The sequence below is a fragment of the Nostoc edaphicum CCNP1411 genome, from assembly GCF_014023275.1.
GTDB classification, from domain to species: Bacteria; Cyanobacteriota; Cyanobacteriia; order Cyanobacteriales; family Nostocaceae; genus Nostoc; species Nostoc edaphicum_A.
This window is the reverse complement of sequence record NZ_CP054698.1, coordinates 248,505-274,636: the sequence shown is the minus strand read 5'-3', so window position 1 is coordinate 274,636 and position 26,132 is coordinate 248,505. Positions and strand designations below refer to the sequence as shown.

Here is a 26,132-nt window from a genome sequence, read left to right as displayed (position 1 = left end):
GTCCTGAGGTTCTGTCAATAATCCCAGAATTTCCTTTACATAACCACTTCCCCTAACGGGGATGTAAACTTACATCTATGTTATTTGTCGCAGGTTTGAAAACTTTACATAACCACTTCCCCTAACGGGGATGTAAACGTCATAAAAAGGAAGCCCTTCGCTAATAAAAAAACATCACTTTACATAACCACTTCCCCTAACGGGGATGTAAACTCCAAATCGTTAATTTGGATTCCTTTTTTTTCACTTTACATAACCACTTCCCCTAACGGGGATGTAAACTAACGGTGTATATACAGTGATGCGAGGCTTATAGTATGCTTTACATAACCACTTCCCCTAACGGGGATGTAAACACTGTGCTTTCTAAGCTTCCATATATTTGGTTGGCACTTTACATAACCACTTCCCCTAACGGGGATGTAAACATTGGTGGATATTTTTTTGAAAAAATATCTGTAACCAACTTTACATAACCACTTCCCCTAACGCTGTATCTAAGTTTTTTAATTGCGAATTGCGAATTGCGAATTGCGAATTGCGAATTGGTATCACAACCCCAATATTTAGCCTTTGAAAATGATATCGTACAGTGACAGTAAAACCTCTACCACAATCAGAATCACCACATACCACTCTACACGCTGACTACTGCTATGCTGCATGAACTCCAGCACTGTTTGGGCAGTTTGAGAAATTAAATCTAGTTTACGTTCTAGGGCATGGTGACGCTCACGGATTTCGTATTCATCCTCCAAGCGCAGATATAAGTTTTCTAGCTGTGGGGCTTCCCAGAGCAACTCCGGCTTATCGATAATCTCTACTTGACCCACAATTTTATGTTGAACTAATAAGGTAGTCCCTAGTTGACGCAGTAATTCCCGGCTCTGGTGTCTACTTCTGTTTTCACGCTGGAGACTAGCTGCAAACGGTTCAATTTGATCGAATACAGTCGCTAGGCTGGTTTCATAGTGAGACAACACAACACTCTTGGCGAGAATATCAGCCACTATCTGCAAGCGTTCTATGCTCAATTCATGCAGTAAAATTTTTCCTTCTTTAGCTCGTTCACTGTCCGTAATACTAAGTTGAACTTCCACCTCTTCTGTTTCCGGGTTGGCAAAAGGGCCGCTAATCTGAGAAGATAGTTTGCTCAAAAAGGCTACCTTCTCTACAGGCTCAAGGTTAAACAGGACAACTGCACCATAGGCCAGCAATACTGCGTAGCCTTCTTCACCGACTTTAACCAATACTGGCATACTCGCCAAGGAAACGTAATTATCTAGCGTCTGTAAGTTAATACCTTTACCAAGGAATAGGGCCTGTGCTTTAAATCTTTCTTTGTCATGAAAAAGGAGTTTTTGCATTGTTGCCCGGAAGCTATATTTTGCCTGCTTTACTGCTTTGGTAGCGATACTAAATTACATATTACGTCATCCGAGCGATCGCATCTTAATTGCTAATAATATTTGGGAATGAAATTTAACTATCTAGAATAAAGCCAATTCTTCAATTTAGATAATAAAGATGAATCAAAGAAGCATTTTATATATTCAATGCTTATATTCTTTTCATGAAGACATTGTTTTAAATTAAAAATAAGAAGCAGAAAGCATATAAAAAGCAACGAGACAAGTGTTTGAATTCTTCTCGTATGTAATTAAATGTAATCTTGTAATTGCTGGGCGAGTGTTGTATTGCAGGGGGGAAGCATGATGGTAAAATGGTTGCCATCTAAGATTTTTGTGTGAGTTGCGTTGATAGTATATTGACTCCAGTTGGTACGGGGTAATTGAGGTGTGAGTTGTTGTGCAGCCCACCAGATACAAATTTGAGTTTGGATTTGAGGTGGTTGATGGTTTTTCAAGAGTTTTTGGTGAATTTCAGTTAGTTCTAATTGTTTTTGCAATATTTCCATTGATACTTCTGATAGTTCTTTTGAAAGTAAATTTTGTGATTTTCCCCAATTCATCATTAATTGCAGACGTTCAACAGAAGTTAAACTTATGAGTTGCTCTCGTAGTTGCTGCTGTTGAACAGTATCTAGCGTCATCAAAGCATCAACAAAAGTACCACCAAACACTAATGCTAATTCATATAAAGGATCGGGTGTAAAAGTTGGTGTACTATCTGGAAATAAGAACGCATCTACAAGTCCAAGAAAATCAACTTTACATCCTTGCTGTTCTAATTCTTTGGAAATACTAACAGCAATGACTCCACCCATAGACCAACCCATGAGATGATAAGCACCATGAGGTTGATGTTGGCGAATGATTTTGGCGTATTCCACAGCCATATTTTCAATGCTATTATGCTCATCCAGTGAGTTGTTGAGAGCGCGAGACTGGAGAGCGTATACAGGTTGATCTGTTCCTAAACAGGTGGCAAGATGTTGATACACCATTACTTGTCCCCCTGTGGGATGAATACAGAATAATGGTGGTTGAGTTCCCTGTGGTTGAATGGGGACTAAAGATACAGGTGTTGAGGAAGCGTGATTATTTTGGATCAGAAAATTTCCTAATTCGGCTACAGTTGGATAGTGAAAAAGCGTACTAAGAGGTATATTTATCTGAAATTTATGATTGATTTTTGATATTAATTGTAGTGCTAAAAAGGAATGTCCACCTAATGCAAAAAAGTTTTCATGGATGCTGATTTGCGGAAGTTGAAATAATTCTGCCCAAGTTGTAATTAATAGTTCTTCTACTTGGTTACGAGGCGGGGTAAAAGTTTGTGTTAATTCCGGTTGCGTACCTTCAGTAATAGATAGCGCCTGACGATCCACTTTACCATTTGCTGTGAGCGGGAAAGATGCTAACAACACAAAAGTAGAGGGGATCATGTATGCTGGTAATTTGGTTTGGAGAAAAGAACGTATTTCTTGAGTGGTGATGTTTGATTCTGGTTGTGGAACAATGTAAGCGATTAGTTGTTGTGTTTTTGGGATTGTTGTAACTATAACTTCTTTAACGGTAGGATGCTGTTTTAATGTTGCTTCAATTTCACCAAGTTCAATGCGATAACCATTGATTTTTACTTGAAAATCTTCTCTTCCTAAAAACTCTATATTCCCATCGGGTAAATAACGTCCCAAATCACCTGTTTTATATAATTTTTCTTTGGTAACGGGATGAATAATGAAACTAGCATTTGTCTTTTCTTCATCTTGCCAATAACCTTTTGCTAATCCCATTCCCCCAATATATAATTCTCCTGTCACCCAAAAAGGACATTTTTTCAGAGATGTATTTAAAACATAAACATATTGATTTTTAAGTGGTTTTCCGTAGGGAATACTTTTCCAGTTGGGATCAAGTTGGGTAATTGGATAATAAATTGACCAGATGGCGGCTTCTGTTGCTCCTCCTAAACTAATGATTTCGGCTTGTGGAGATAATGCTTGGATCTGAGTAGGTAAATTTAGGGGTATCCAATCACCACTCAATAAAACTAGTCTGAGAGTATTAAATATAACTTTAAAATGATTTAAATTATACTCAATTAACATCTGCATGAAAGCGGGAACTGAGTTCCAAATTGTGATTTGGTGGGTGGTAATTAATTCACTCCAATGAGATGGATCTTTACTGTTTGCAGCATCAGGAATGACTATTGTTCCTCCTGCTGCTAGAGTGCCGAAGATGTCGTAAACTGAGAGATCAAAGCTGAAAGCAGAAATAGCTAAGATGCGATCGCTAGAACTGATCCGAAAGCGTTCGTTGATATCTAAAATCGTGTTGACTGCACTTTCATGGGTAATCATTACACCTTTGGGTGTTCCTGTAGAACCAGAGGTGTAGATGATATAGGCTAAGTCTGTGGGTTTTGGGATTTGCTGGAATGGCTGGTGAGATGGTGGAGTTGGTAATGAATCTATACACAAAATTGGGATGTTCTCTGGATATTCCAGACTATGAACAAGGCAAGTTTCAGTCAGTACTAGTTTGACTCCTGCCTGTTGTAAACAATACCATATACGTTCCTGTGGTAATCCTGGATCGATGGGGACATAGATACCACCAACAGCAAAGATAGCTAAAGCAGCAACAACCTGTTTCCAGCCTTTTTCCATAATGATAGCGATCGCCACCTGAGAACGATCGCCTAGTTGTCGTGCTAATTCAGTGACGCGATCGCTTAACTCTTGATAGGTGAGAATGCGATCGCTGCTAATGATGGCTTGTTGTTGTGGACGTTGAGATACTTGTTCAAAAAACAAAGTGTGGAGTAAAGCTGTTTGCGGGATTGGTGGATGAGGATGAATTGGGATTGGTGGTAATAATTCTATGGGTACTGTCCACAATTCATCTTCTTGGGCTAAACGCTCCACCAAATTGCAGTAAACTGTAAACATTTCATCCAACATCCCCACAGGGAAGAGTGCTTCTACTGCATCCCAGTTAAAAATTAAGCTTCCATTGTGTTCTGCAACTTGATGTTCTAAGGAAACTTGCGGGGTTTGGCTAATACCATACACCACCTCTCCTAAAAAATTATATTCTAAATCTGCTTGAGAAAAATTACCCAAACCTAACACACTACTAAATACTATAGGCATAGCTGCGGTTAATTCTGTTTGCTTTTGATTGAGCAATTTCCGCAATACTTCTACTCCACTAATATAAATATGATCTAAGTCTTGGAGTAATTGCTGTTGTATTTTTAGAGCTAAATTTGTAAATGTATTTGGGGATGAATTGTCTATTGCTAAGAGATTTGTATTGGTAAAATCGCCAATAATTTGATTAATTTGAGGATGGAGGGGTAGACGTTCCAGGACAGTTAAGTTGAGAGTGAAGTGAGGATTTTTACTCCACAAAGTTAAAATTTCTGCAAAAGCGGTTAGCAAAATGATAGAAGGAGTTAAACCAGCTTTTTGACCTCGCTGTTTTAATTTTTGCCATATATGGGGTTCTAGTTTTCCAGCATAGCGTTTGAATGTATACTCTTTTAATTCACTAGGAAAACAAGCTAGGGGTAGTTCCGGTGCTGGTGGTAGAGTATCTAAACGGTTGAACCAGTAAGTTTGCGATCGCTTGACTAATTCTGAGTCTTGGAGAGAATTTTTGGCGATGACGTAATCTCGAAATGACAGTTCTAATGGTGGTAATGATAATTCGAGATTTTGATAAAGTTGATTCCATTCGTGAAATAAAATCCGAATACTCGCAGCATCTATCAGTAATAAATCCATGCTGAGATGCAGCAGAATTTGTTGTTGATTTAAATAAGTGGCTCGAATATCAAACCAAGGCCATTGGTGTGAAGGTAAGTTTTGCTGAGATAATTTTTCGCGGATTGCTATTAATTCATTTTGGAGTTTTTGGGTTTCCAATTCTCGCAAATCTAAGATGGTAATTTGATAATCGTGAACTTGATCTAAGATTTGTTGCTCTCCTGTGGGTAATACTATCGCCCGTAGCATATCATGACGTTGAATGAGTTTTTGCCAAGCTGCTGTAAGGCGGGATATGTCTAAATTATTAGTTTCAAATTCTATGTAAACATGGTTGCTGACATGGCTTAATTCAAATACTTGATTGCGTCCCAACCAATGCGCTTGTTGGATGTCGGTGAGGGGAAATGGTTGGTGAAGTTGCTGAGGATTTGGTTTGATGATTGGTAAGGAGGTTGTTTTTATATTGCTGAGATTTAGTAGTTTGATAATTTCTGGTTTATGTTCTTTGAGGGAATCGCGTAGTTCTGGTGTTAATGTTCCTTTTGGTGCTTCGATGTTTAATAGGTCATTTTCTAACCAGAGTTTGATTCCTCGTTTTTCGAGTTCGATTAAAAGTTGGTTTTTGTTCATAAGTTTAGTTATCAGTCTGATATTTTCCTGAAAAGTTGTGATTTTAATTGTGTTTTTACCCCCCTTAGTCCCCCCTTGTAAAGGGGGGAAATAGAAAATCTAGTTCCCTCCCCTTTGCAAGGGGAGGGTTAGGGTGGGGTAAAAATCTTTGATACATCAATCATTACTTTTCAAACATCCTCTTATATATGGCGCATCTTCATACAGAATTGGTATTAGATTTGAATTATTTCTTTTTCATCCTCCTGTTCTGTAGATAAAGGCTTTTGTGTGATTTTAGCGATAATTAATTGCTCATCAATCGCTAATGCTAGTTGTTGAATATTTGTTGTTTCCACTAATAATTGGCGCATGGGAATGTTAACTTGGAATTGATTTTGTAAGTGATTCTTCAACTGCACGAGTTTGAGCGAATCTATTCCTAATTCAAAGAAATTATTCTGTATTCCCACTACTTCAATTTGCAGTATTTGTTGGACAAACTCAGCGATTGTTTTTTCGGTTTCAGTTTGCGGAAAAACTAAAGTTGCTGATTTGGCTATTGCGATATTGGGAGTTGGTAAAGCTTTTTTATCTATTTTCCCGTTAGGGGTTAGAGGTAAGGTATCAATGAGAATATATTCAGCAGGTATCATGTATTGTGGAAGTTTCTGCTGTAGATATTCTCGAAGTTGGGTAGAATTTGATTTGGTAGTTTGAGAATTTTTAACTAATGACCATTGCTGAGAATCTGTTGGATCTATTTTCCCACCAACAAAGCTATAAAGGAGAATTTGATTGGCTTCTAATTTAAATAAATCTTGAATTGGTGGAAATTCTAAATAGCCAAGGGGACAAAGACCAATTTCTTGTGTTGGTGCGCTGTTCATGAGTAATTGTCCGATGTGTCCTGCTTCCAAAAGACAGAAGTCTCTAGCGATTTCTCCATACATCGGTGCGATCGCACTCAGTTTCCCAATCAAATATATCGCAAAAGCGGATTGTTGAAAAAGTGGTTGATTCTCAAGGTAAACGCTGCTGTCTATTTCGTTGGTGCTGTGGAGTAAGATTAAATTGTGGTCGCTGGGATGATAATAATATATTCCGGCTGGAAGGGTTTCGATGCTGTTGGGTTTGATGAATAAGTAAGTTTGTACAGGATAAAGACTCCCAGCAGAAGGATAGCGATATTTGGGGATGGGATAATCACCCAGTTGTATTTGCTGGAGACAGTTGAGAAATTTACTAAATTGTTCTAGGGAGATTTTTTGAGGTAAAAATTGTCTGTAACTTTGGCGTTCTAGATAAGCTGTTTGCTCAAGTTCAGATTTGGGTAAGTGAATAGTAATTGGCGATGATTCCGATTTGCGGATTCCTGGTTGCTGGAGTTTAAATTCGATGCGTTCTCCAGCATCGCTTAATACTCCTGCTTGTTGAGATGGTTGGTAAGCTTCTGCTAAATTGGGAGTTGGTGTATCGCTAACAATATAAGCAACTAATTGTTGTGTTTTTTCTACTGTGGTGACTACTGCTTCTTTGACAGTGGGATGCTGTTTTAATGTTGCTTCAATTTCACCAAGTTCAATGCGATAACCGTTGATTTTGACTTGAAAATCTTCTCTTCCTAAAAACTCTATATTCCCATCGGGTAAATAACGTCCCAAATCACCTGTTTTATATAATTTTTCTTTGGTAACTGGATGAGTAATAAAGCTGGCGTTTGTTTTTTCTGCGTCTTCCCAGTAACCTTTTGCTAAACCGATACCGCCAATATATAGTTGTCCCGTCACCCAAACAGGAGTTTGCTGCAAATTATGATTGAATACATATACTTGTTGATGATCGAGTGGTTTACCGTAAGGAATACTTTTCCAGTTAGGATCGACTTGGTTAATTGGATAGTAAATTGACCAAATGGAAGCTTCTGTTGCTCCTCCCAAACTCACAACTTGGATATTTGACCAAAATTTTTGAATTTGATTTGGTAAATTTAGAGGTAGCCAATCTCCACTCAACAAAGCTAAACGCAGAGATGAAGGTTGTTGTGGTTGGTTGGTAAGATATTCTACCAACATTTGCATCAAAGCTGGAACTGAGTTCCACAGAGTAATTTGCTGAGATACTATTAACTCTAACCAGTGTGCGGGATCTTTGCTTTTATCTGCTGAGGGAATAACTATTGTTCCTCCCGCCGCTAATATCCCGAAGATGTCATAAACTGAGAGGTCGAAGTTTAATGCTGATAAAGCTAAGATGCGATCGCTCGATCTAACCCCAAAGCGTCGATTGATATCCAAAATGGTATTCACCGCACCCCGATGATCAATCATCACGCCTTTGGGTAAACCTGTCGAACCGGAAGTGTAGATGATGTAAGCTAAAGCTGATGGATCTTGAGGGTGTAGGGGTGTAGGGGTGTAGGGGTGTAGGGGTGTGAGAGAATCAATGTCAATACGAGTCAGATTTTCTGAGCGTTCTAAAGAATTATCTAACCAAGATTGAGTCAGAACGATTTTTGCTTGGCTTTGTTCGAGTAAGTATGCTTGTCGTTCTGCTGGTAATTCGGGATCGATGGGGAGATAAGCCGCACCAGCGATTAAAATTCCTAGTACAGCAACAATTTGCTCCCAACCTTTTTCCATGACAATGGCGATTGCATTGTTTTTGCTTGCTCCCAATTCTCGCAGTTGAGATGCCAATTGCAGAGCGCGTTGGTACAATTCCTGATAAGTTAGGGTACGCTCTGGGGTAATGACTGCTGGAGAATCAGCTTGGATTTGCACTTGCTTAATAAACAAACTGTGCAAAGTTTCCTCAGAAATGGGTGCGGTGGGATAATTTGCAATTGTAAGTTGTTGTAATTCTCCCTTAATCTTGCTCCAAATAGAATCTGAGGTAATTAGTCGCTGGAGCAAATCGCAGTAAGCAGCAAACATCTCATCCAGTAAACCTGGGGGGAAAAGTTCTTCCACCGCATCCCAGTTAAATATTAAAGTTCCGTTTTGCTCTCTGAGTTGATTATCTAACCAAACTTGCGGGGTTTGACTGATACTGTAAACGAGTTCGCCTAACTGACTTAATATTGATGTATCCTGACCAAGTGATTCTAAACCTAGTGTACTAGTAAATATCACTGGCATAAATTGGTAACTTTGGCGTTGACGGCTAAGTTCTCGCTGTACTTGCAAACCACTGACATAACCGTGATCTAAATCTTGCCACAGTTGTTGCTGTAATTGTTGAGCGTGGTTGCTAAAGCTTTGAGGAATTGAGCGATCGACTTCTAAAAGTGTCAAAGATGTAAAGTCTCCGACAATCTCATTGACTTGGGGATGTAAAGGTAAACGTTTAAACAGGGTGAGATTAATCGTAAACTTAGGATTTCTGCTCCATTGACTGAGGACTTCTGCAAAAGCAGCTAATAAAACTCCCGAAGGAGTTAAGTTAAATTGTTGAGCGCGATTTTGTAATTTGCGCCATTGTTCTGGAGACAGTTGAGAACTGCGACGTTGAAACCGAGGATTGGTAATGGAATTGGGATTTTTCGCTAGGGGTAATTCTGGTGCTGGTGGTAAGGTATCTAGTCGGTTAAACCAATATTCTTGAGAACGTTGATATTGGGGTGTATTTTTTAAAGTTGATTCCCCAAGCACATAATCGCGGAAGGAAAGTTCTAAGGGTGGTAATACAAACTCAGAATTATTATATAAATCTAACCACTCCCGCATCAGCATAAACACACTCCAAGCATCAGCAATCAAAGCATCAAAACTCAGGTGTAGTCTGGTACGCTGTTCATCTATGGGTGTAGCTCGAATTCTAAATAAAGGCCATTGATCCGCAGGTAAGACTTCATGGGACATCTGCTCACGCATCACCTCTAAATCTTGCAAATCCAAAACTTCGATTTCATAAGCCGATACTGTTGGGAGAATTTGCTGTTGACCATCTGGTAAGATAACAGCACGCAACATATCGTGACGCAAAATGAGTTTTTGCCAAGCTTGATTTAATCTTGTTAAATTTAGGCGATCGCAATCTAATTCTAAATAACCATGAGCAGCAATATTCCCCAATTCAAAAGCTTCATTGCGTCCTAACCAATAAGCTTGTTGAATGTCGGTGAGGGGAAAAGGTTGATATAGCTGTTCTGGATTTGGGACAATTGTTGGTAAATCAACTGAAGATTCTGTCTTTGTAAAAGATGTCAGTGCTTCACTCAATCCAGCCACAGTGGGAGATGCTAACAAAGAGCGTAGCGGTAACTCAATATTTAAGGTTTGTTTTAATCGAGCAATAACTTGAGTCGCAAGTAGGGAATGTCCCCCCAATTCAAAAAAGTTATCGTGAATCCCTACTTGTTTGAGTCCCAAAACAGCAGCGATAATATTAGCGATCGCTTCTTCCGTTGCGGTGCGTGGTGGAACAAACTCTATTTCTCGATGCTGTTCTATATCTGGAATTGGTAAAGCACGCCGATCTACTTTCCCGTTGGGGGTTAAAGGTAAAGTTTCCAGAATGGCGATCGCACTGGGAATCATATAATCAGGTAACTTCTGTTTGAGAAAGTTACGCAATTCACTAGTTGTTAATGACTGTTGTCCAGAAACAATATATGCAACTATAGATTTATTGTCAGTTTGCAGTTCTCGAACCATCACCACTGCTGCTTGTACTTGGGGATGACTACTCAAAACCGCTTCAATTTCCCCTAGTTCAATTCGGAAACCCCGAATCTTTACTTGATCGTCAATTCGACCGAGTAATTCAATATTACCGTCAGGAAGATAACGCGCTAAATCTCCCGTTTTGTACAAAATAAAGTTGTGGGGAGAATAGGGGATAAATTTCTCTTTAGTTAAATCAGGACGATTTAAATAACCTTGAGCTAAACCAGCACCACCAATATATAATTCACCCGCAACCCCAATGGGAACTAATTGTAAATATCGATCTAAAATATAAACTTGCGTGTTCGCAAATGGACGACCAATAGGAACTAACCCACTTCCTAATTTCCCAATCCCCAATTCAAAATAAGTGCTATCAATACACGCTTCCGTTACCCCATAGGAATTAATCAAACGTGTCTGCTCACCACAAAAACGCTGAAATTCTTGATATTCTTGGACATACAAACTATCTGAACCGACTATCAACAATTTCATAAAGTGGAGATTTTGCTGAGTTCTTTGCAAATATTCAACCAAGTTTCTCAACACAGCTGGAACAAACTCCGCGCTATCAATTTTCTCCACAAGCATCATTTTATACAGATTGTCCGGTTCTAACAGCCACTCACGCGGACATAAAACCAACTTAGCAGCACTACAAAGAGCGCGAATTACATCCCCTGAAAACACATCAAAAGCAAAACTCGCCATTTGCAAATGACTAGTCAAAGACTGGAGTTGATAAGCTTTTTCCCAAGCATAAAACGCATTTACTAAACTGCGATGAGCGATCGCCACTCCCTTAGATTTACCTGTAGAACCTGATGTGTAAATCACGTAGGCTAAATCTTGAGATGTAGTATTAATTACTAAATTCTCTTCACTTTCCTGGGAAATATCTTCCCAATCTTGATCTAAACAAACTACAGCTAATTCCTCAATTGCTATACTCGCTACTAATTTTTGTTGAGTCAACAATATCGATACTTGAGAATCACGCAGCATGAAGCTCAAACGTTCTTCTGGATACGCAGGATCTAAAGGTAAATAAGCTCCACCTGCTTTCAGAACTCCTAATAATGCAATAATCATTTCTAGGGAACGTTCGACACAAATTCCCACAAGCTGATTTTTACCTATTCCCAAAGAACGCAGGTAGTGTGCGAGTTGATTGGCTTTGCTGTTTAATTGTTGATAAGTTAGTTGCTGTTCTTGAAATACCACCGCAACAGCGTTTGGTTGCTGCTTCACACAGTTCTCAAACAACTGATGAATGACTCTATCTTGGGGATAATCAACTTGGTTGTTGTTCCACTTCCACAACAAATGATTTTCTTCAGCTTCCGTTAGCAGAGGTAAGGAAGCAATTTGCTGTTGGGGATTAGCAATAATCCCTGGGAGTAAAGTTTGAAAATGATTCGCTATTCTGGTAATTGTCGTGGCATCAAATAAATCGGTGTTGTATCTTAAGATACCAATTAATGATTCAGTCGTTTCCATCATGTCGAACACTAAATCATTCTGTCCTTCCTGCTGGGGAATCACAAAAGGTTCGAGAGTTAACCCACCCCAATCTTCTCTGGTTTTAGTTTTATCAGATACAGATAATTCATAATCTTGAGCAATTTCACTTACCTTAAACAAATTAAAGGAAACGCGAAACAAACCAGGAAGACTTGGATCGCGGTTGAGTTGCGATCGCTCAATTATTAAAGTAGAAGGATAATCTTGATGAGCGATCGCATCCAATACAGTTTGGCGTACTTGAGTTAAAAGCTGAGAAAATGTCGGATTCCCAGCCAAATTTACCCGCAAAGCCAGCATATTCACGAAAAAGCCCACAGTTTCGGCAAATTCCGGCTGACTTCTCCCCTCAATAGGCGCACCCACAATTATATCTTCCTCACCTGACAAGCGATAAAGCAACACTTGAAAGGCGGTTAACAAAGTCATATAAAGGGTTGCTCCTTGAGCTTTCGCCATTCCTCGCAGCACAGAAGTCAACTCTTGATTCAACTCAAAAGTATGGGAAGCTCCCCGATAGCTTTGAATTGGTGGTCGCGGTCGATCTGTTGGTAATTTTAAGATGGGTAACTCACCCGCTAATTGTTCGCGCCAGTAATTCCACAGTTCATCGCCCACAGAACTTGCTAAAATATTCCTCTGCCACTGTACAAAGTCTTGATACTGGTACTTAATAGCAGGTAAAGATATGACTCGACCTGTATTTTCTGCTTCGTAGAGCGATCGCAACTCATCAAGAATAATTCCCAGGGAAAAACCATCAATAACAATGTGATGTATTGTTAGTAATATTACATAATTATATTCAGAACAAGTAAATAAATTTACCCGCAATAAATTACCTTTTTCCAAATTAAAGGGACGCTGATATGCTGTTATGACTTGGCTTATCAACTCATCTTCATTCCAAACTGAAGCGTCAATATTTTCAAAATCAACTTCTTGGTATTCATCAACCTGTTGAAAAGGTTCGCCATCCTTTTGTGCAAATGTTGTGCGGAGAGTTGGATGACGATTTACTAACTTCTGAAATGCTTGTTGTAAAGCCGGAATATTTAAATGGGAGCGAATGCGAGCTGTAAAAGCAACATTATAAGCTGCACTTGTGGGTGCAAGCTTATACAAAAACCATAGACCTTGCTGACCATGAGTCAGGGGATATGATTTAGATGTGTGAAAACCTTGGCGCAGCAAATCGATAATTTCTGTTTTATGCTGCTTAATTTGATTTAAAACTGTGGAAGTTAATACTTCTTTGCGACCACGATAACGCAGTTTACTATCTTCAACCCACAATTCTATATTATGTTGCGAGAGTTGTGTGAGAAACTCAACTAAATTCATAATTCTCCTTCCAACCACTCATCATCATTTTCTATTTTTGATTCAGCATTTTGGCTCAATTCATAGACTAAGTTTGCTAAACTTGCAACATTAGTATCTTCCATAAATTTTACTGCTGGAATATCTATTTCCAAGTCTTTTCTAAACTTATTTCTAAGTTTGACGGCAATTAATGAATCAAGCCCCAAATAATTTAAAGACATTTCCACATCCAATTCAGATGTGTCTATCCCAATTACTTTAGATATTTCGTCTTGAATATAAGTTGTAAAAAATGCGATTTTAGACATGCTACTTAAGCAAAATAATGTTCTTATTTGCGTTCTCTTCTCTGCGCCTAGAGCGTGAAAAAATGGATTAATTAGAGTTAAACTATTGCGGAGAATTTACAATAACTAATTTCACATTACCACTGCAATTACCATCCTTATCATCCCAATAACGACATTTAGTAACTATATACATCATCCCAGATTTAATCCGAATATTAGTAAACTCAATCTCACCCCAAAATTTAGAAGACTGCATAGCACGTCGAAAGGAACTTTCAAAATTCACAATATAGACATCCGGTAGCTGTTTATTCCAATAATCTGCCATAGTCCACGACTGAAATGATGCCATCAGTCTTTCTTTTACAGATTTAGCTATGACATAATACATCATTTGGTTGTAGCAAATATTGAACTCTACTGAATTAAAATGACCAGTGTCATCGATATAACATGATTCTAAAATCGAGAATTCACATCGTCCAATTACACGTCCTCCATGCTGAGGATCGCCCTCTTTTGTTATTTCAGCAGATTTAAGATACTGACAATGAGCTTTATAAGGTTTGAGGACTTGTGTTAGTAAGATGTCATCATTATTGAAGTGGATGCTTTGTTGACTTGAGTTTTGAAATTTTAACATGATATTTTATCCTGATTAAATGACTGAATAAGGTAAATTATTTTTTACTACACTGTTACCCTTAATCCCCCGATGTATGGGCTACGGTGTATACACAAGTCGAATTACCCCCCTTAATCCCCCCTTGCAAAGGGGGGAAACAAGAGAATCCAGTTCCCTCCCCTTTGCAAGGGGAGGGTTAGGGTGGGGTAAAAATATTTGATACATCTCAAACATCCTCTTAAACGCAGTGAGAATATTGCTCTATAACTGATAAAAAGGATAGCTATCATGCAAGGTCAATCGAAATGTAATCGCTGGCTCCGAATTTGCAGCATAGTGAGCGCAATGTACTAGAGAGCGATTATCCCAAATCCGCACATCCCCTAATTCAAATTCATGGTGTTCGATTAATGGATATTTAAAACTTTTGTCTAACTGACCGGAATGAGTCAAAAACCTTTGGAGAACATTTATATCTTGCGGTTTTCCCTCTAAATCATCTATGCGATAAGTAAACCCCTCAGTAATGTAGAGGATGGTTTCTCCTGTAACGGGATGAATAAAGGCCGTTGGATGCTTTGCGGGAGGTGTGACTCGTTCAATCTCGTCCAATATTTCCGAAATCGGACGATAAACATCTCCAGGACGAATTTTAAAAAAACGTCTGACACTGTGATAACAACTCGACTGATTGGCGATCGCTTTTAGATCATCTGGTAAACTTTGATATACTTTGGACATATTAATAAAGTAAGTCCCACGCTCCTTACTAGGAAGGATTTGAGGATATACCATTGAAAATGCAAATGGCCTCGGCATAAACGCATAATCAGCGTGCCAAAATTTACCAGTCTTCGGAACTCCCACTTGCTGACCATTCTCAGAAACATTGGAGGAAACAAAAATCTCTTCCCTTTCTGGATGGTGATACATTGGCTGATAGTATTTTTCTACCTCCCCAAGACGATACCCAAAATCGCAATACTCATCAGGTGATAAATCTTGCTCCTTGATTACAACAATTTTGTATTCATATATCAGTTGCTTAAGATCCTCAATATCTCCATCTGAAGCAGTTTTGTAATTAAAGTCATAAACGACGACTCCCATTCGCTGATTGTCTTGATATTGAACTTTCATAGTTTTCTCACTCGCTTCACGGGAAAGTTAATAAATCAAACCGGATTTATATAGTTAACTAATCTTACGTACTGATGGATTCGCCGCCAAACAAAGACTTGTAATTAGCATGATGCTACCCGCAACAGTAAACATAATTGTCAGATTTAAATTAACTAAGAAACCAGCTAAAGCAAAAGAAACAGGAGCAATACCAAAAGCAGAAAACATTCCCAAACTCATAACTCTTCCTAACATTTCAGGTTGAGTTTGTTTCTGAATCCAAGTAATTCCTACCACAGTAAAAATACAACTGCAAAATCCCAGCACTGCAATTGTGATACTAGCTAGTCCTATATTGCCAATAAAGCCAAGTAAAAATAAACCAAAGCCTTGAACACCCGCAATAGTCAGCAGTAAAACTCCGATGTTAGGAAGCTTTTTGACAAATTGAGGTGTGAGTGTCCCAATTAACCCACCACCACCCCAAGCTGATTGCAATATTCCTAAAGCTACTGCACCACCTGGGAAGCGACTATGAGCCAGTGAAGTCATCCCAACTTGTAATGGCCCAATAAATAGAAAATTTAGGATTACCATTACCAGCAAAAAGATTCTCAAAGGCTGATTGTGCCATGCGTAGTAAAATCCCTCACGCATACCAGCAATCAAATTCATAGCTTTTTTAGTTGAAGCAGAATTTTGATTTAATTCCCCATTCAATGCTGTTGCTTTTGCTGTTGTTCCCTTCATCAGCAAAAGCGTGATAGTTGTGATGGCGAAAGTTATCCCATCAATGACAAATGCTACTCCAATACCAGCAGTTGCAATCAACAAACCACCCAAAGCCGGCCCAATTAGCAAAATCAGTTGGGAAGTTCCTTGGCTCAAGGTATTACTTGCTATTAACTGTTCTTTTGATACCAGACTGGGGATAATTGATTTAGATGCAGGTATAAAAAAGCCATCAAATATGCCGAAGCCCGCAGCAAAAAAGTAAATATGCCATAGTTGAGTCATTTTCAACGCAACGATGGTTGCAAATAAAACGACTAGTAACCCACGTAAAACATTGGAAACCAACATCACTAATCGTGGTGAAAAGCGATCGCTCACCACACCACCAAATAGCATCAAAACGGCACGGGGAATCGCTGCACTCATTAACACAGTACCTAACGTGATCCCAGAGTTAGTTAACTGTATTGTTAACCAAGGCAATGCAACGATATAAAATTGATCGCCTAGAAGCGAAACAGTCTCACCAATGTACAGAAGTAAGAAGTTGCGTACAGTTAGCGGTTTCCAAAGTGGAACTTGAGAATTGGTCATTTGTCATTTGTCATTTGTCATTGGTCATTTGTCATTAGGAGAAGAAGACGCACCTGAGAGGGTGTTTGAAAAGTGGTTAGTTGTGATTTTAAGCACTGGTTGATCCCCCCTAGCCCCCCTTGAAAAGGGGGAAAATCCTTAAAGTCCCCCTTTTTAAGGGGGATTTAGGGGGATCGAAAACGTTTTAATACCGACGAGGAGACTTTTCAAACATCCTCTGATGCAGAGAGAGTATGTCCCCCTTGTCCCCATTTTCAATTCACACGACGTTCATAGCCTTGCCAATATTTCTCCCGAATCTTGGCCTTTTGCAATTTACCACTAGGCGTTCTGGGCAAAGATTCAGTAAATTCAACGCTTCTAGGTAATTTAAAATCAGCAATTTTACCCCGAACAAAATTAATAATATCTAATGCGGTTGCTTTCATTCCTATTTTTAAAACCACAACCGCTTTGATTGCTTCTCCAAAATCTTCATCTGGAACACCAATGACTGCTACCTCCCTAATTGCTGGATGTTCGTATAAAATATTTTCAATTTCTGCTGGATAGACATTTTCACCACCATAAAGAATCATGTCTTTAAAGCGATCGCAAATGTAAATATAACCTTCTTCGTCAAAATAACCAGCATCACCAGTATGAATCCAGCCATCTACTAAAGTTTTTGCTGTAGCTTCAGGTAATTTCCAATAACCAATCATATTTGCAGGAGATTTGATGCAAACTTCACCCACTTGAGAGCAAGATAGTTCTTTACCTTCACTGTTGATAATGGCTACCGATACACCAGGAAAGGCTTTACCCGCAGCTTTGAGGATGTTTTTATTTGTAGATGTATGAGCTTGTGCAGGTAAAGATACAGCACAATTGCCAGTTTCCGTCATTCCATATATCTGCACAAAATTACAACCAAATGTAGCGATCGCACTTTTGAGTGATGATTCAGCTATGGGGGAACCGCCATAAATAATGTATTCTAGTGATGAAAAATCTGTTTTTTGGCATAATGGTTCGTTCAAAAGAACTTGAATCATTGCTGGAACCATAAATGTCTTAGTGATGCGGTACTTTTCAATCGCTTCGAGAACCTCAACGCCGATAAAATTTTCTAAGACAATATTTTCTGCTCCGGCTGCTAAACCACGAATCGCCCACCAGAGACTACCGATATGGAATAAAGATAATGTAAGCAAACTTTTGTCAGTTTCGTTCCAATTTATCCAGGTTTCGCCTCGTTGAGCAAATTCTTTAGCGATCGCAAAAAAACTGTAATGTCCTAGTTGGACACCTTTAGGTCGTCCAGTAGTGCCACTAGTATACATTTGTACGGCTACATCATTGGCTGCAACAGCAACATTTGGTGGCTCGTCACTATGTTCCTGTGACCAAATATCGTAACTCAGGCAATTGCCGTCAATTTTTTCTAAGGCAATAATGGTTTTAACACCATCAATCTCATTTCTAATCGATGTTATTAACTGATAAAATTCCGCCCCAACAAAAAGAATTTCAACATTAGCATCCCTGAGAATATAGCTTATTTCAGCAGCAGCTAAACGCCAATTAATCGGTACAAAAACAGCTTTTGTTTTGCAACAAGCAAATAAAATTTCATAACTTTTAAGCGAATCTTTAGCTAAAAATGCAACTCGCACACTTGGTTGAATTCCTTGGGCTAATAGTGAATTTGCGACCTGATTACTTCTTTGATCTAATTGTATATAGGTAAGTGACTTATCCTTGAAGATTAATGCCCTAGCGTCTGGAAGTTGACGTGCTTGCACGCACGGTAAATCTGCCAACGTTGTTATTTCACTGTTATACATCATCGACATTTCTCAGTTTTTTTGCAGTCGTAACAAGCTATATGAATCTATTACTAGCAGCCGTGTAAAGTAAAGATTTTGCTTTTTTTACCTTTCTTTTAATGCATTATTCTATACACTTTTTAAGGCTTTAAAAAGTTTGTATTACCTACTATTATGGTTAAGTTTCATCAATTAATTTGAAATGCCTTGAAATTTTTATTTAAAAAAAATTAAGTACTAGGGCTTAAGCTAATACAGATTTTAGAGTATTGTCAATCTAAAATCTGTTTGTCTTAACGAGTATAAAGCACTACATATCAGCTTTAGCTATTTATTTATTTTTCTTCCAATTAATTAGAGGTTAAAAAATATACTCTCACTAGGTATGAAGTCCAACGCATCTCAAGTATAATAATCCCTTAATAACAAGGGTTTGGGCAGTTCAAAATTTAGGCTATTTTTTCATCAATATCCTTGTCTAGCAAAAGCTTCAGAGATTAGGTGAGTTGTCTATAATCTGTTTTCAAGCTTTGATATGTATAGAAAAACTACAGTATTAAATAATACCATTTTTTATTAGTGTATTTATTGATAATTAATCTTAATATATTTTTATTTTGCTATAGAAGAACTTTGATATTTGACAATAAGTCAAATGAATCTTAAATGCTTGTTGATTAAGAGTTTTGGAAGTATATCGATCAACTGGTTTCGACCATAAGAATAATTAATCAATCAGTAATTTTCAAGCTAGAACGCGATTTAGAAGTTTGACAGTTTGTCATTTGACACATTTACCACAAAGCCAAACAATTTTAGTACATAAACGCTTTAGTCAATTTGCTACTAATAGCTTTATTTTTGTTACCTTTTGTTGACAATTTGAGATTACTTTTTGGTATGAGGATTAAATGAGGAAACTGTATCTACTGGGAAATTTAGGACTAATTATCATACTTACCATATTTATAAATCAACAAGCTTTAGCTGTCACAAAAGAAGATCAAATTCCTCAAATTTCAGATATTAAGCTGACTCACACAAGTGTTAAAGAGTGGCTAGCTCAACAAGAGCAGTCTACTATTCTAGTAACAGGGATAAAGTTGAATCAGACGGCTAGTGGATTAGAAGTGATTTTAGAAACATCTGCATCTGACAAGCTGCAAGCCACAACTAAAATAGAAGGTAATAGCTTTATTGCAAATATTCCCAATGCACAACTGCGTTTCGCAAGTGGGAACACCTTCCGTCAAGAAAAGCCAGTTGCGGGAATTACGGAAGTATTGGCGGCAAACCAGGATGCAAATAGTATCCAAATTACTATAGTGGGGACAATACAAGCTCCAAAAGTCGAACTATTTGACAGCGATGAAGGTTTAGTCTTAGGGGTGACACCAACAACACCTGAAACTCAACCATCAGCCGATAGCCAAAAACCTAATGAACCAGATATTGAACTAGTCGTTACCGCCCAAAAACGACCGGAAAATGCACAGAATGTACCCATTAGTGTTACGGTAATCCCTCGTCAAGAAATAGAAGATGCTCAAATTGGTTCTTTAATTGATATTGCCAATCAAACGCCCAACTTTAACTTTCTTCCCACATCTTCCGGCGGTACAGAGTTTAGTAATTACAGTTTGCGGGGTTTGAACAATCAAAATTTCCTTACCGCTCAGGATAGCGTAGCCTTTTATATCGATGATATTCCCATTGACTATAACGGCTTTCTAGACTTGGCTTTACTCGATCTAGAACAAATAGAAGTGCTAAGAGGCCCTCAAAGTACGCTATACGGGCGAAATAGTTCTGGTGGGGTCGTCAATATCATTTCTAGACAAGCAACGCCAGAACCAGAAACACGAATTAGTGCAAGTTACGGTAGATACAACAGCCGCGAATTCCAATTCTCTCTCAACGATGCTTTGGTTGACGATAAACTATCACTGAGAATTGCGGGAGCTTACCGAGGACAGGATGGATTTATTAACAACCTCGCCACAGGTAATGAAATAGGCGAGCGCTCGCGCCTAGCTGCACGAGCGCAACTTTTGTGGACACCTACACCCGACTGGACAGTAGCTTTTAATAGCTATAACAGCTTTACAGATGACGGTAATCCAACCTACAACAAGTTAAATCCTGCTGACCCATTCGAGGTTAATTTACAAACTGAAGGATACAGTAAGCTCAGTACAAATACTCAAGCTCTCAAAGTTGGTTATAACAGCGAGGGTTTTCGAGCCACATCCATCACCGCACGTCGTTTTACCCGTCAAGAAAACGTTGTTCCAGGAAGCACAGGAGCAATACAAATTATTGATGGTATTGACTCTACTTTATTGACGCAAGAATTACGTTTCCAATCTCCAGAAACGGCGGAGCGTTTTCAATGGTTGTTAGGTGGTTACTACGAATCTCGTGACTTTAACGTTGATGATTCTCAAATCGACTTTCCTGGATTTGGAAGATTTCGACGTACTGGAGACGATAATCGGCAAACCTACGCGGTATTTGGACAAGTAGATTATCAGCTTATAGAACCATTAACTGTATTTGCTGGTTTGCGTTACGAATCTAGTGATGCCTCTTCAGATAGTACTTATGAATCAGTAAACTCTGACGGAACTCTCACCCCACAGCGTCCGGCATTTAACAATGAAAAAGTCAGCAACAGTGAATTGATTCCCCGCTTCGGTTTGAAATATCAATTCAATCCTAGTTTAATGGGATACGCGACTATTGCCAAAGGTTACAGACCGGGTGGATTGAATTACCGCGCCAATAGCGAAGCAGAACTGAGATTTGGAGAAGAAAAAACCTGGAGTTATGAAGTCGGTTTGAAATCTTCTTGGCTGGATAATCGTTTAATTGCTAACCTATCAATCTTTCACAACGATGTAAATGACTATCAAGTTTTGCAATATGATGAGAGTGGGTTTTTTGGCAGAGTGAACAACGTTGACCTCAAAGCCACTGGAGTAGAATTTGAACTGAAAGCAAAACCAGCTAAAGGATTCGATTTAACTGCATCAGTTGGTTATGTAGATAGTATATACAAAAACTACCTAAATTCCGATACAGGTGTAGACCTAAGCAATAATCAAGTTCCCCTAGCACCACAATTTACCTACAATTTAGCTGCTCAATATCGCAGTCAGTCCGGCTTATTTGCTCGTGCAGAATTGCGTGGTTATGGTATTACTTATTTTGATGATGAGAACCAAATCAAGCAAGAACCGTATGCTTTAGTAAATGCCCGCATTGGTTACGAAGCTGAGAAATATGGCATTTACCTCTATGCAAATAACTTGTTTGATACTCGCTACATCACCTCTGGATACTTATTCCCAGTACCAGATGGAACAGCAGGATTTGGCGATCCCGTAACCTATGGCGTGCAAATTAAAGCTAATTTCTAATTTAATGGTTGTAGCGATGTTAAATATAGCGGTTCTCGCGTGGATGCAATACACTCTGACCTCTCTCCAAACCTCTCTCCTAAAAGGAGAGAGGCTTTGAATCTTGCTCCCCTTCCCTTGTAGGGAAGGGGCTGGGGGTTAGGTCTGTATTGGACTCAACCGAGAAGCGCTATAATTCGTAATTCGTAATTCGTAATTAAGTTTTTTAATGGGGATTTAACCCCAACACAAAACTTACTGGTTATAAAACTAGGGGACTTAAACCCACGGAACTTGGTAAAAATTATCTTTACTGTCACTATTTTTGATTTGTTATCCTCCGCATATTGTTATCCTCCGCACATCGCCATGCTTGCTAAATTAATCCTGCTTGCTGCACTTTATACTACTCAATTCATTCCTACAACCTTTTTTATCCAAACCGTACCTGTTTTTATGCGACAACAAAATATGTCGCTGGATGCTATCGGGTTGTTAAGTTTTCTCATTCTTCCTTCAGCATTAAAATTTCTGTGGTCGCCTTTTATTGACCGCTACAGTTTGCCAAAGTTAGGACATTATCGCGGTTGGATTATTTGTTTTCAACTTTTGTTAGCACTTGTAACATTTGGATGTGGATTTATTGATATTCAAGAGAATTTCAATATCTTAGTTTTTTGTATGTTTCTCGCTTTTTTATTCTCCGCCAGCCAGGACATTGCCACTGATGCGTTAGCAGTAAATTTACTCGAACCGCGAGAAAGAGGATTAGGAAACGCTATTCAAGCTGGGGGAAATGTTTTTGGCGCTATTATTGGTGGGGGCGGAGTGCTGATTCTACTAGATAAAATCGGCTGGCGGTATAGCTTGATAATTATGTCAGTTGTAATTTTACTGACTTTAATTCCAGTAATATTGTATAAAGAACAAGTTAGTAATAAATCTCAGAAATCAAACTTTTTTAAATCTTATTTTCAACCTTTTATCAACTTTCTCTCGCGTCCCAAAGCATTACCGTGGCTTTTGGTAGTATTACTATATATGGGATGTGAAATGATGTCAGCTACAATGCTCCGTCCACTTTTTGTTGATAGAGGTTTGTCGCTCTCAGATATTGGCTTAATGTTGGGTATTGTCAGTTACAGTGTTCGTATTGTTAGTGCTTTGATTGCAGGAGTTTTGATTACCCACTTGGGAAGATTACGTTCTCTAACTCTATTTGGTTTTACTGCCAGTATGATGACGCTTTTATATATCATACCTGCAATTGGTATCAGTAGTTTACCTGTGCTGTATGCTGTTAGTATCACAGTCAATGCAGCCCAAAGTATGGCATATACTGCATTGCTAAGTTCCATGATGGATAAATGCGAACCAGCAACAGCCGCTACTGATTATACACTTCAAGTATCAGTAGTATACCTTGGCGGAATTGCTGCTTCAGTTCTGAGTGGTGCGATCGCCAGTGCTACGGGATATACGTTTATGTTTATCATTAGTGCAGCCTTGAGTTTATTGAGCGTATTACTAATAACCAACTTGCGGGCATAGAAGCAACACATTCACAAGGTATACACCCCTCTCGCTACATGGAATTGATACCCCCAACAACCGTAAAGCAATGGGTGCAGAAAATTCCGACAAATGGGTTAAACCTGAATCTTTGGCGCAAATAATTTGCTTTTTAGGTTCAGAAGCTGCTAAAGATATTCGAGGTGCGGCAATTCCTGTCTACGGCAATATTTAGTTGATTCCAATAGTCTTCGTTGAAGATGTTACCGACAGGCTTGTTTTAAAGCAAAAGTTAGCAAGGCAAAGGGAAGATGACAACTTATTTGTTGATTGGAAAAAAGGGATGAAAGGGGAGTGGGAAGTGGTGCATATTAAAATTCCCTACTCCCTACTCCCTACTCCCTACTCCCTACTCCCCTAATGAGAATTCGGAATCAGTCGGCCACAGGGATAAGTCGCTGTTTGCTGTGAAGCACTTTCAGCAACTGCTGCTGGAACTTGATCCGATGGTTGGGTTTTGGCTGCTAGATAGTCTTTTTGCAGTTTCGCTAAAATGGCTTCTCGCCTGTCGTACAGACGCTTCAGTGGACGAGGCTGGCATTTATTTAACACATACGCTGTCACCAGTGGTAGAGCGATCGTACTATCGGTATAACAAACGATTGTGTTAGGTAACTCTTCTGGGTCAATCTTACCCCAACTAACGGCTTCCGATGGGGTTGCTCCAGATAAACCGCCTGTATCTGGACGCGCATCGGTAAATTGCACAAAGTAATCGTGTCCTCGTTCTTCTAATCCCAAGACCTCGTGAAGTTGCGGTTGAGTTTGTAGCAAAAAGTTCTTAGGACTACCGCCACCGAGAATTACAGCCGCACTTTTACCTCCTGATTCACGGGCATTATATGCGATCGCTGCTGTCTCATTCACGTCAATTGATGGATCGATCACCAACTGCGAACCTTCTAATGCTAAAGCTGCCACGTTCATCCCAATTGAGCTATCTCCTGGAGAAGACGTATATATAGGTACGCCATACTCATAAGCTGTAGCTAACAAGCAAGAATGTTGCACACCCAATTGCTTTTCTACTTCTCGGACATATTTACCTAGCAAATGGTGAAACTCAGCCGTTCCCATCCGCTTTTGAAAGGCTTCTCCTTGGAGAATTTTGCGGATGAACGCATCAGTTTCTAGCAACACATCGTAACCAAAGATAATGTCATAAATGCGGATCGTGCCTTCTTGGCGAAGTTTCACATCATCCAAAAACGGATTACCAGCAAAGAGTTCAAAACCCAATCCGTAATGCATATCGTGATAAAGATTTGCACCAGTGCTAATCATCCAATCAATAAAGCCGTTGCGAATTAAGGGCGCAAGCGCTGAAACCCCGAATCCTGCTGGCGTCATCGCACCGGAAAGGCTAACTCCCACCGTGACGCCTTCCGTTAGCACATCGCGACTCAGTAGCTGGCAGATTTCCCGCAACCGCGCTGAGTTGTAAGCGGTGAAGTATTGATCAATCAAATCCACCACATTGATATCATTTGATATAGGTGTAGGTGCGATTTTTTGACCCAGCTGTTTAGACATTTTGGCACTCCCGAACAGTAAACACGCCCGAATCTAATGTTATCTAGCTTTCAACCAAAGTGACAGCAATACTTTTTGATCACTACCTTAAAAAAGGAAGTGGGGAGTATGAGAATAAACCTTTTTCAGCCCTTTTGGGATTTTTCTATAACTAGCTATCTTGAAATCTTATCAGCATTTCACAGGCACATTAGTCACATTGCTGCGAAATTGCACCATAGCCTCACTAGCACCAAAATGTCCTGCAATTTGAGGTAACAGCATCTTGCGTTGTGTCGCCCACAGTAGACCACGTTTAGGAATTTGAAGGCATCCCCCTAGATAAGTTGCTTCATCTTCGTTGTTTTGTTTACGTTTTGGTAGTCCAGTGACAGGATCAAAGCCTACAGGCTTATGATTCAGCAATACATGAGCTATTTCATGCATCAAATTTGATTCACGCCGTGTAAGTGCATGACGTGGGTTGTATACAATCCATAGTGGGTTATAGCGTATAATCCCTGCTGACCACTCATCGCTAGCAAGTAATACTGCTACTTGCTCTGGCTCCAAATTTGGAACCCGATCTGGTGTAAAAAGTCTTGCTCCTAACTTGGTTGCTAGAATATCTGCGGATAACGGTTCAAACGATCGCACTCGAAGTAAGCTTCGTTGTTCAGTTGCGATCGCTTCACAGCGTTGTCTAAATTCCGGCGATAGACTTTGAATTAATGACATATCTTTAGGGATCTTGCTTTAATTCGCCATCATTTTGAGAGAGATCACGATACGCTGCTTTAACTAAAGATGCTAAAGCATTCGCGATCGCTGGATCAAGATTTTTGTCAGCGCGTAGTTGAATAGCGATCGCTTCTGGCGTATCCAGTTGATCATCCTCTGAGGTTCTAAACAACTCCGCAGGTGGTACTTCTAGCCAGTTACAAAGTGCCAGAAAAGTTTCCATATCCGGCATTTTGCCACTCTCCACTCTTGAAAGAGTTGATGGACTGACATTACCAATCTCCGCCGATGTTTCCCGTAGTCCTCTGCTACCGCGTTTTTTGCGGACTAGGCTTGCTAACCGTTCTATATCTAGATAACTTCCCATTCCTTTGCTCCTGTATCACAAAAGAATAAATCGTTTCTTAGTTGA

The 26,132-nt window shown here is 39.3% G+C and carries 13 protein-coding genes, 1 pseudogene and 1 CRISPR repeat array (1 of these 15 only partly in view); of the genes and pseudogenes, 3 read left to right on the top strand and 11 right to left on the bottom strand.

From position 1 onward, the window contains the following. Window positions 1–428: direct repeats of the CRISPR family, unit length 36 nt; unit sequence CTTTACATAACCACTTCCCCTAACGGGGATGTAAAC; it reaches 196 nt to the left of the window's first position. A gap of 138 nt (window positions 429–566) precedes the next feature. The 8 genes from HUN01_RS03930 to HUN01_RS03895 form a co-directional block, all read right to left on the bottom strand. Then, window positions 567–1,367, bottom strand: a complete 801-nt coding sequence (locus tag HUN01_RS03930; RefSeq protein WP_181930172.1) for an RMD1 family protein — start codon at window positions 1,365–1,367, stop codon at window positions 567–569. 293 nt (window positions 1,368–1,660) lie between these two features. After that, window positions 1,661–5,815, bottom strand: a complete 4,155-nt coding sequence (locus HUN01_RS03925; RefSeq protein ID WP_181930171.1) for a non-ribosomal peptide synthetase — start codon at window positions 5,813–5,815, stop codon at window positions 1,661–1,663. A 215-nt stretch (window positions 5,816–6,030) separates the two neighbouring features. Then, complete coding sequence (locus HUN01_RS03920) at window positions 6,031–13,335, bottom strand: non-ribosomal peptide synthetase (protein WP_181930170.1); 7,305 nt, start codon at window positions 13,333–13,335, stop codon at window positions 6,031–6,033. After that, complete coding sequence (locus tag HUN01_RS03915) at window positions 13,332–13,625, bottom strand: acyl carrier protein (RefSeq protein WP_181930169.1); 294 nt, start codon at window positions 13,623–13,625, stop codon at window positions 13,332–13,334. Before HUN01_RS03915 ends, HUN01_RS03920 begins: the two co-directional genes overlap by 4 nt. An 82-nt stretch (window positions 13,626–13,707) precedes the next feature. Next, window positions 13,708–14,250 (bottom strand): FcoT family thioesterase, encoded by a 543-nt coding sequence (locus HUN01_RS03910; protein WP_181930168.1) that lies wholly within the window; start codon window positions 14,248–14,250, stop codon window positions 13,708–13,710. A gap of 243 nt (window positions 14,251–14,493) precedes the next feature. After that, window positions 14,494–15,372, bottom strand: a complete 879-nt coding sequence (gene scoE, locus HUN01_RS03905; protein ID WP_181930167.1) for a (3R)-3-[(carboxymethyl)amino]fatty acid oxygenase/decarboxylase — start codon at window positions 15,370–15,372, stop codon at window positions 14,494–14,496. A gap of 54 nt (window positions 15,373–15,426) precedes the next feature. Next, on the bottom strand, window positions 15,427–16,683 hold the full coding sequence (locus tag HUN01_RS03900) for an MFS transporter (protein WP_181930166.1): 1,257 nt from the start codon (window positions 16,681–16,683) through the stop codon (window positions 15,427–15,429). A 254-nt stretch (window positions 16,684–16,937) separates the two neighbouring features. Further along, complete coding sequence (locus tag HUN01_RS03895; protein ID WP_181930165.1) at window positions 16,938–18,515, bottom strand: long-chain-fatty-acid--CoA ligase; 1,578 nt, start codon at window positions 18,513–18,515, stop codon at window positions 16,938–16,940. Between the two features lie 890 nt (window positions 18,516–19,405). Between HUN01_RS03895 and HUN01_RS03890 the strand changes: the two genes are divergently transcribed. From HUN01_RS03890 to HUN01_RS03880, 3 genes and pseudogenes are all read left to right on the top strand, one after another. Then, on the top strand, window positions 19,406–21,916 hold the full coding sequence (locus tag HUN01_RS03890) for a TonB-dependent receptor domain-containing protein (protein WP_181930164.1): 2,511 nt from the start codon (window positions 19,406–19,408) through the stop codon (window positions 21,914–21,916). A 348-nt stretch (window positions 21,917–22,264) separates the two neighbouring features. Next, window positions 22,265–23,446, top strand: coding sequence for an MFS transporter (locus HUN01_RS03885; protein ID WP_181930163.1), 1,182 nt, complete (start codon window positions 22,265–22,267; stop codon window positions 23,444–23,446). Between the two features lie 43 nt (window positions 23,447–23,489). After that, window positions 23,490–23,642, top strand: a pseudogene (locus HUN01_RS03880) (3-oxoacyl-[acyl-carrier-protein] reductase); the annotation flags it as partial. A 182-nt stretch (window positions 23,643–23,824) separates the two neighbouring features. Here the strand turns inward: HUN01_RS03880 and HUN01_RS03875 are convergent. The 3 genes from HUN01_RS03875 to HUN01_RS03865 form a co-directional block, all read right to left on the bottom strand. Beyond that, entirely contained in the window at window positions 23,825–25,000 is a 1,176-nt protein-coding gene (locus HUN01_RS03875) for a homospermidine biosynthesis protein (protein ID WP_181930162.1), read from the bottom strand. Between the two features lie 171 nt (window positions 25,001–25,171). After that, window positions 25,172–25,717: an ImmA/IrrE family metallo-endopeptidase gene (locus tag HUN01_RS03870; RefSeq protein WP_181930161.1), complete on the bottom strand. Its 546-nt coding sequence runs from the start codon at window positions 25,715–25,717 to the stop codon at window positions 25,172–25,174. Window positions 25,718–25,721: 4 nt separating this feature from the next. Further along, window positions 25,722–26,087, bottom strand: a complete 366-nt coding sequence (locus HUN01_RS03865; RefSeq protein ID WP_181930160.1) for a helix-turn-helix domain-containing protein — start codon at window positions 26,085–26,087, stop codon at window positions 25,722–25,724. Window positions 26,088–26,132: the final 45 nt, after the last annotated feature.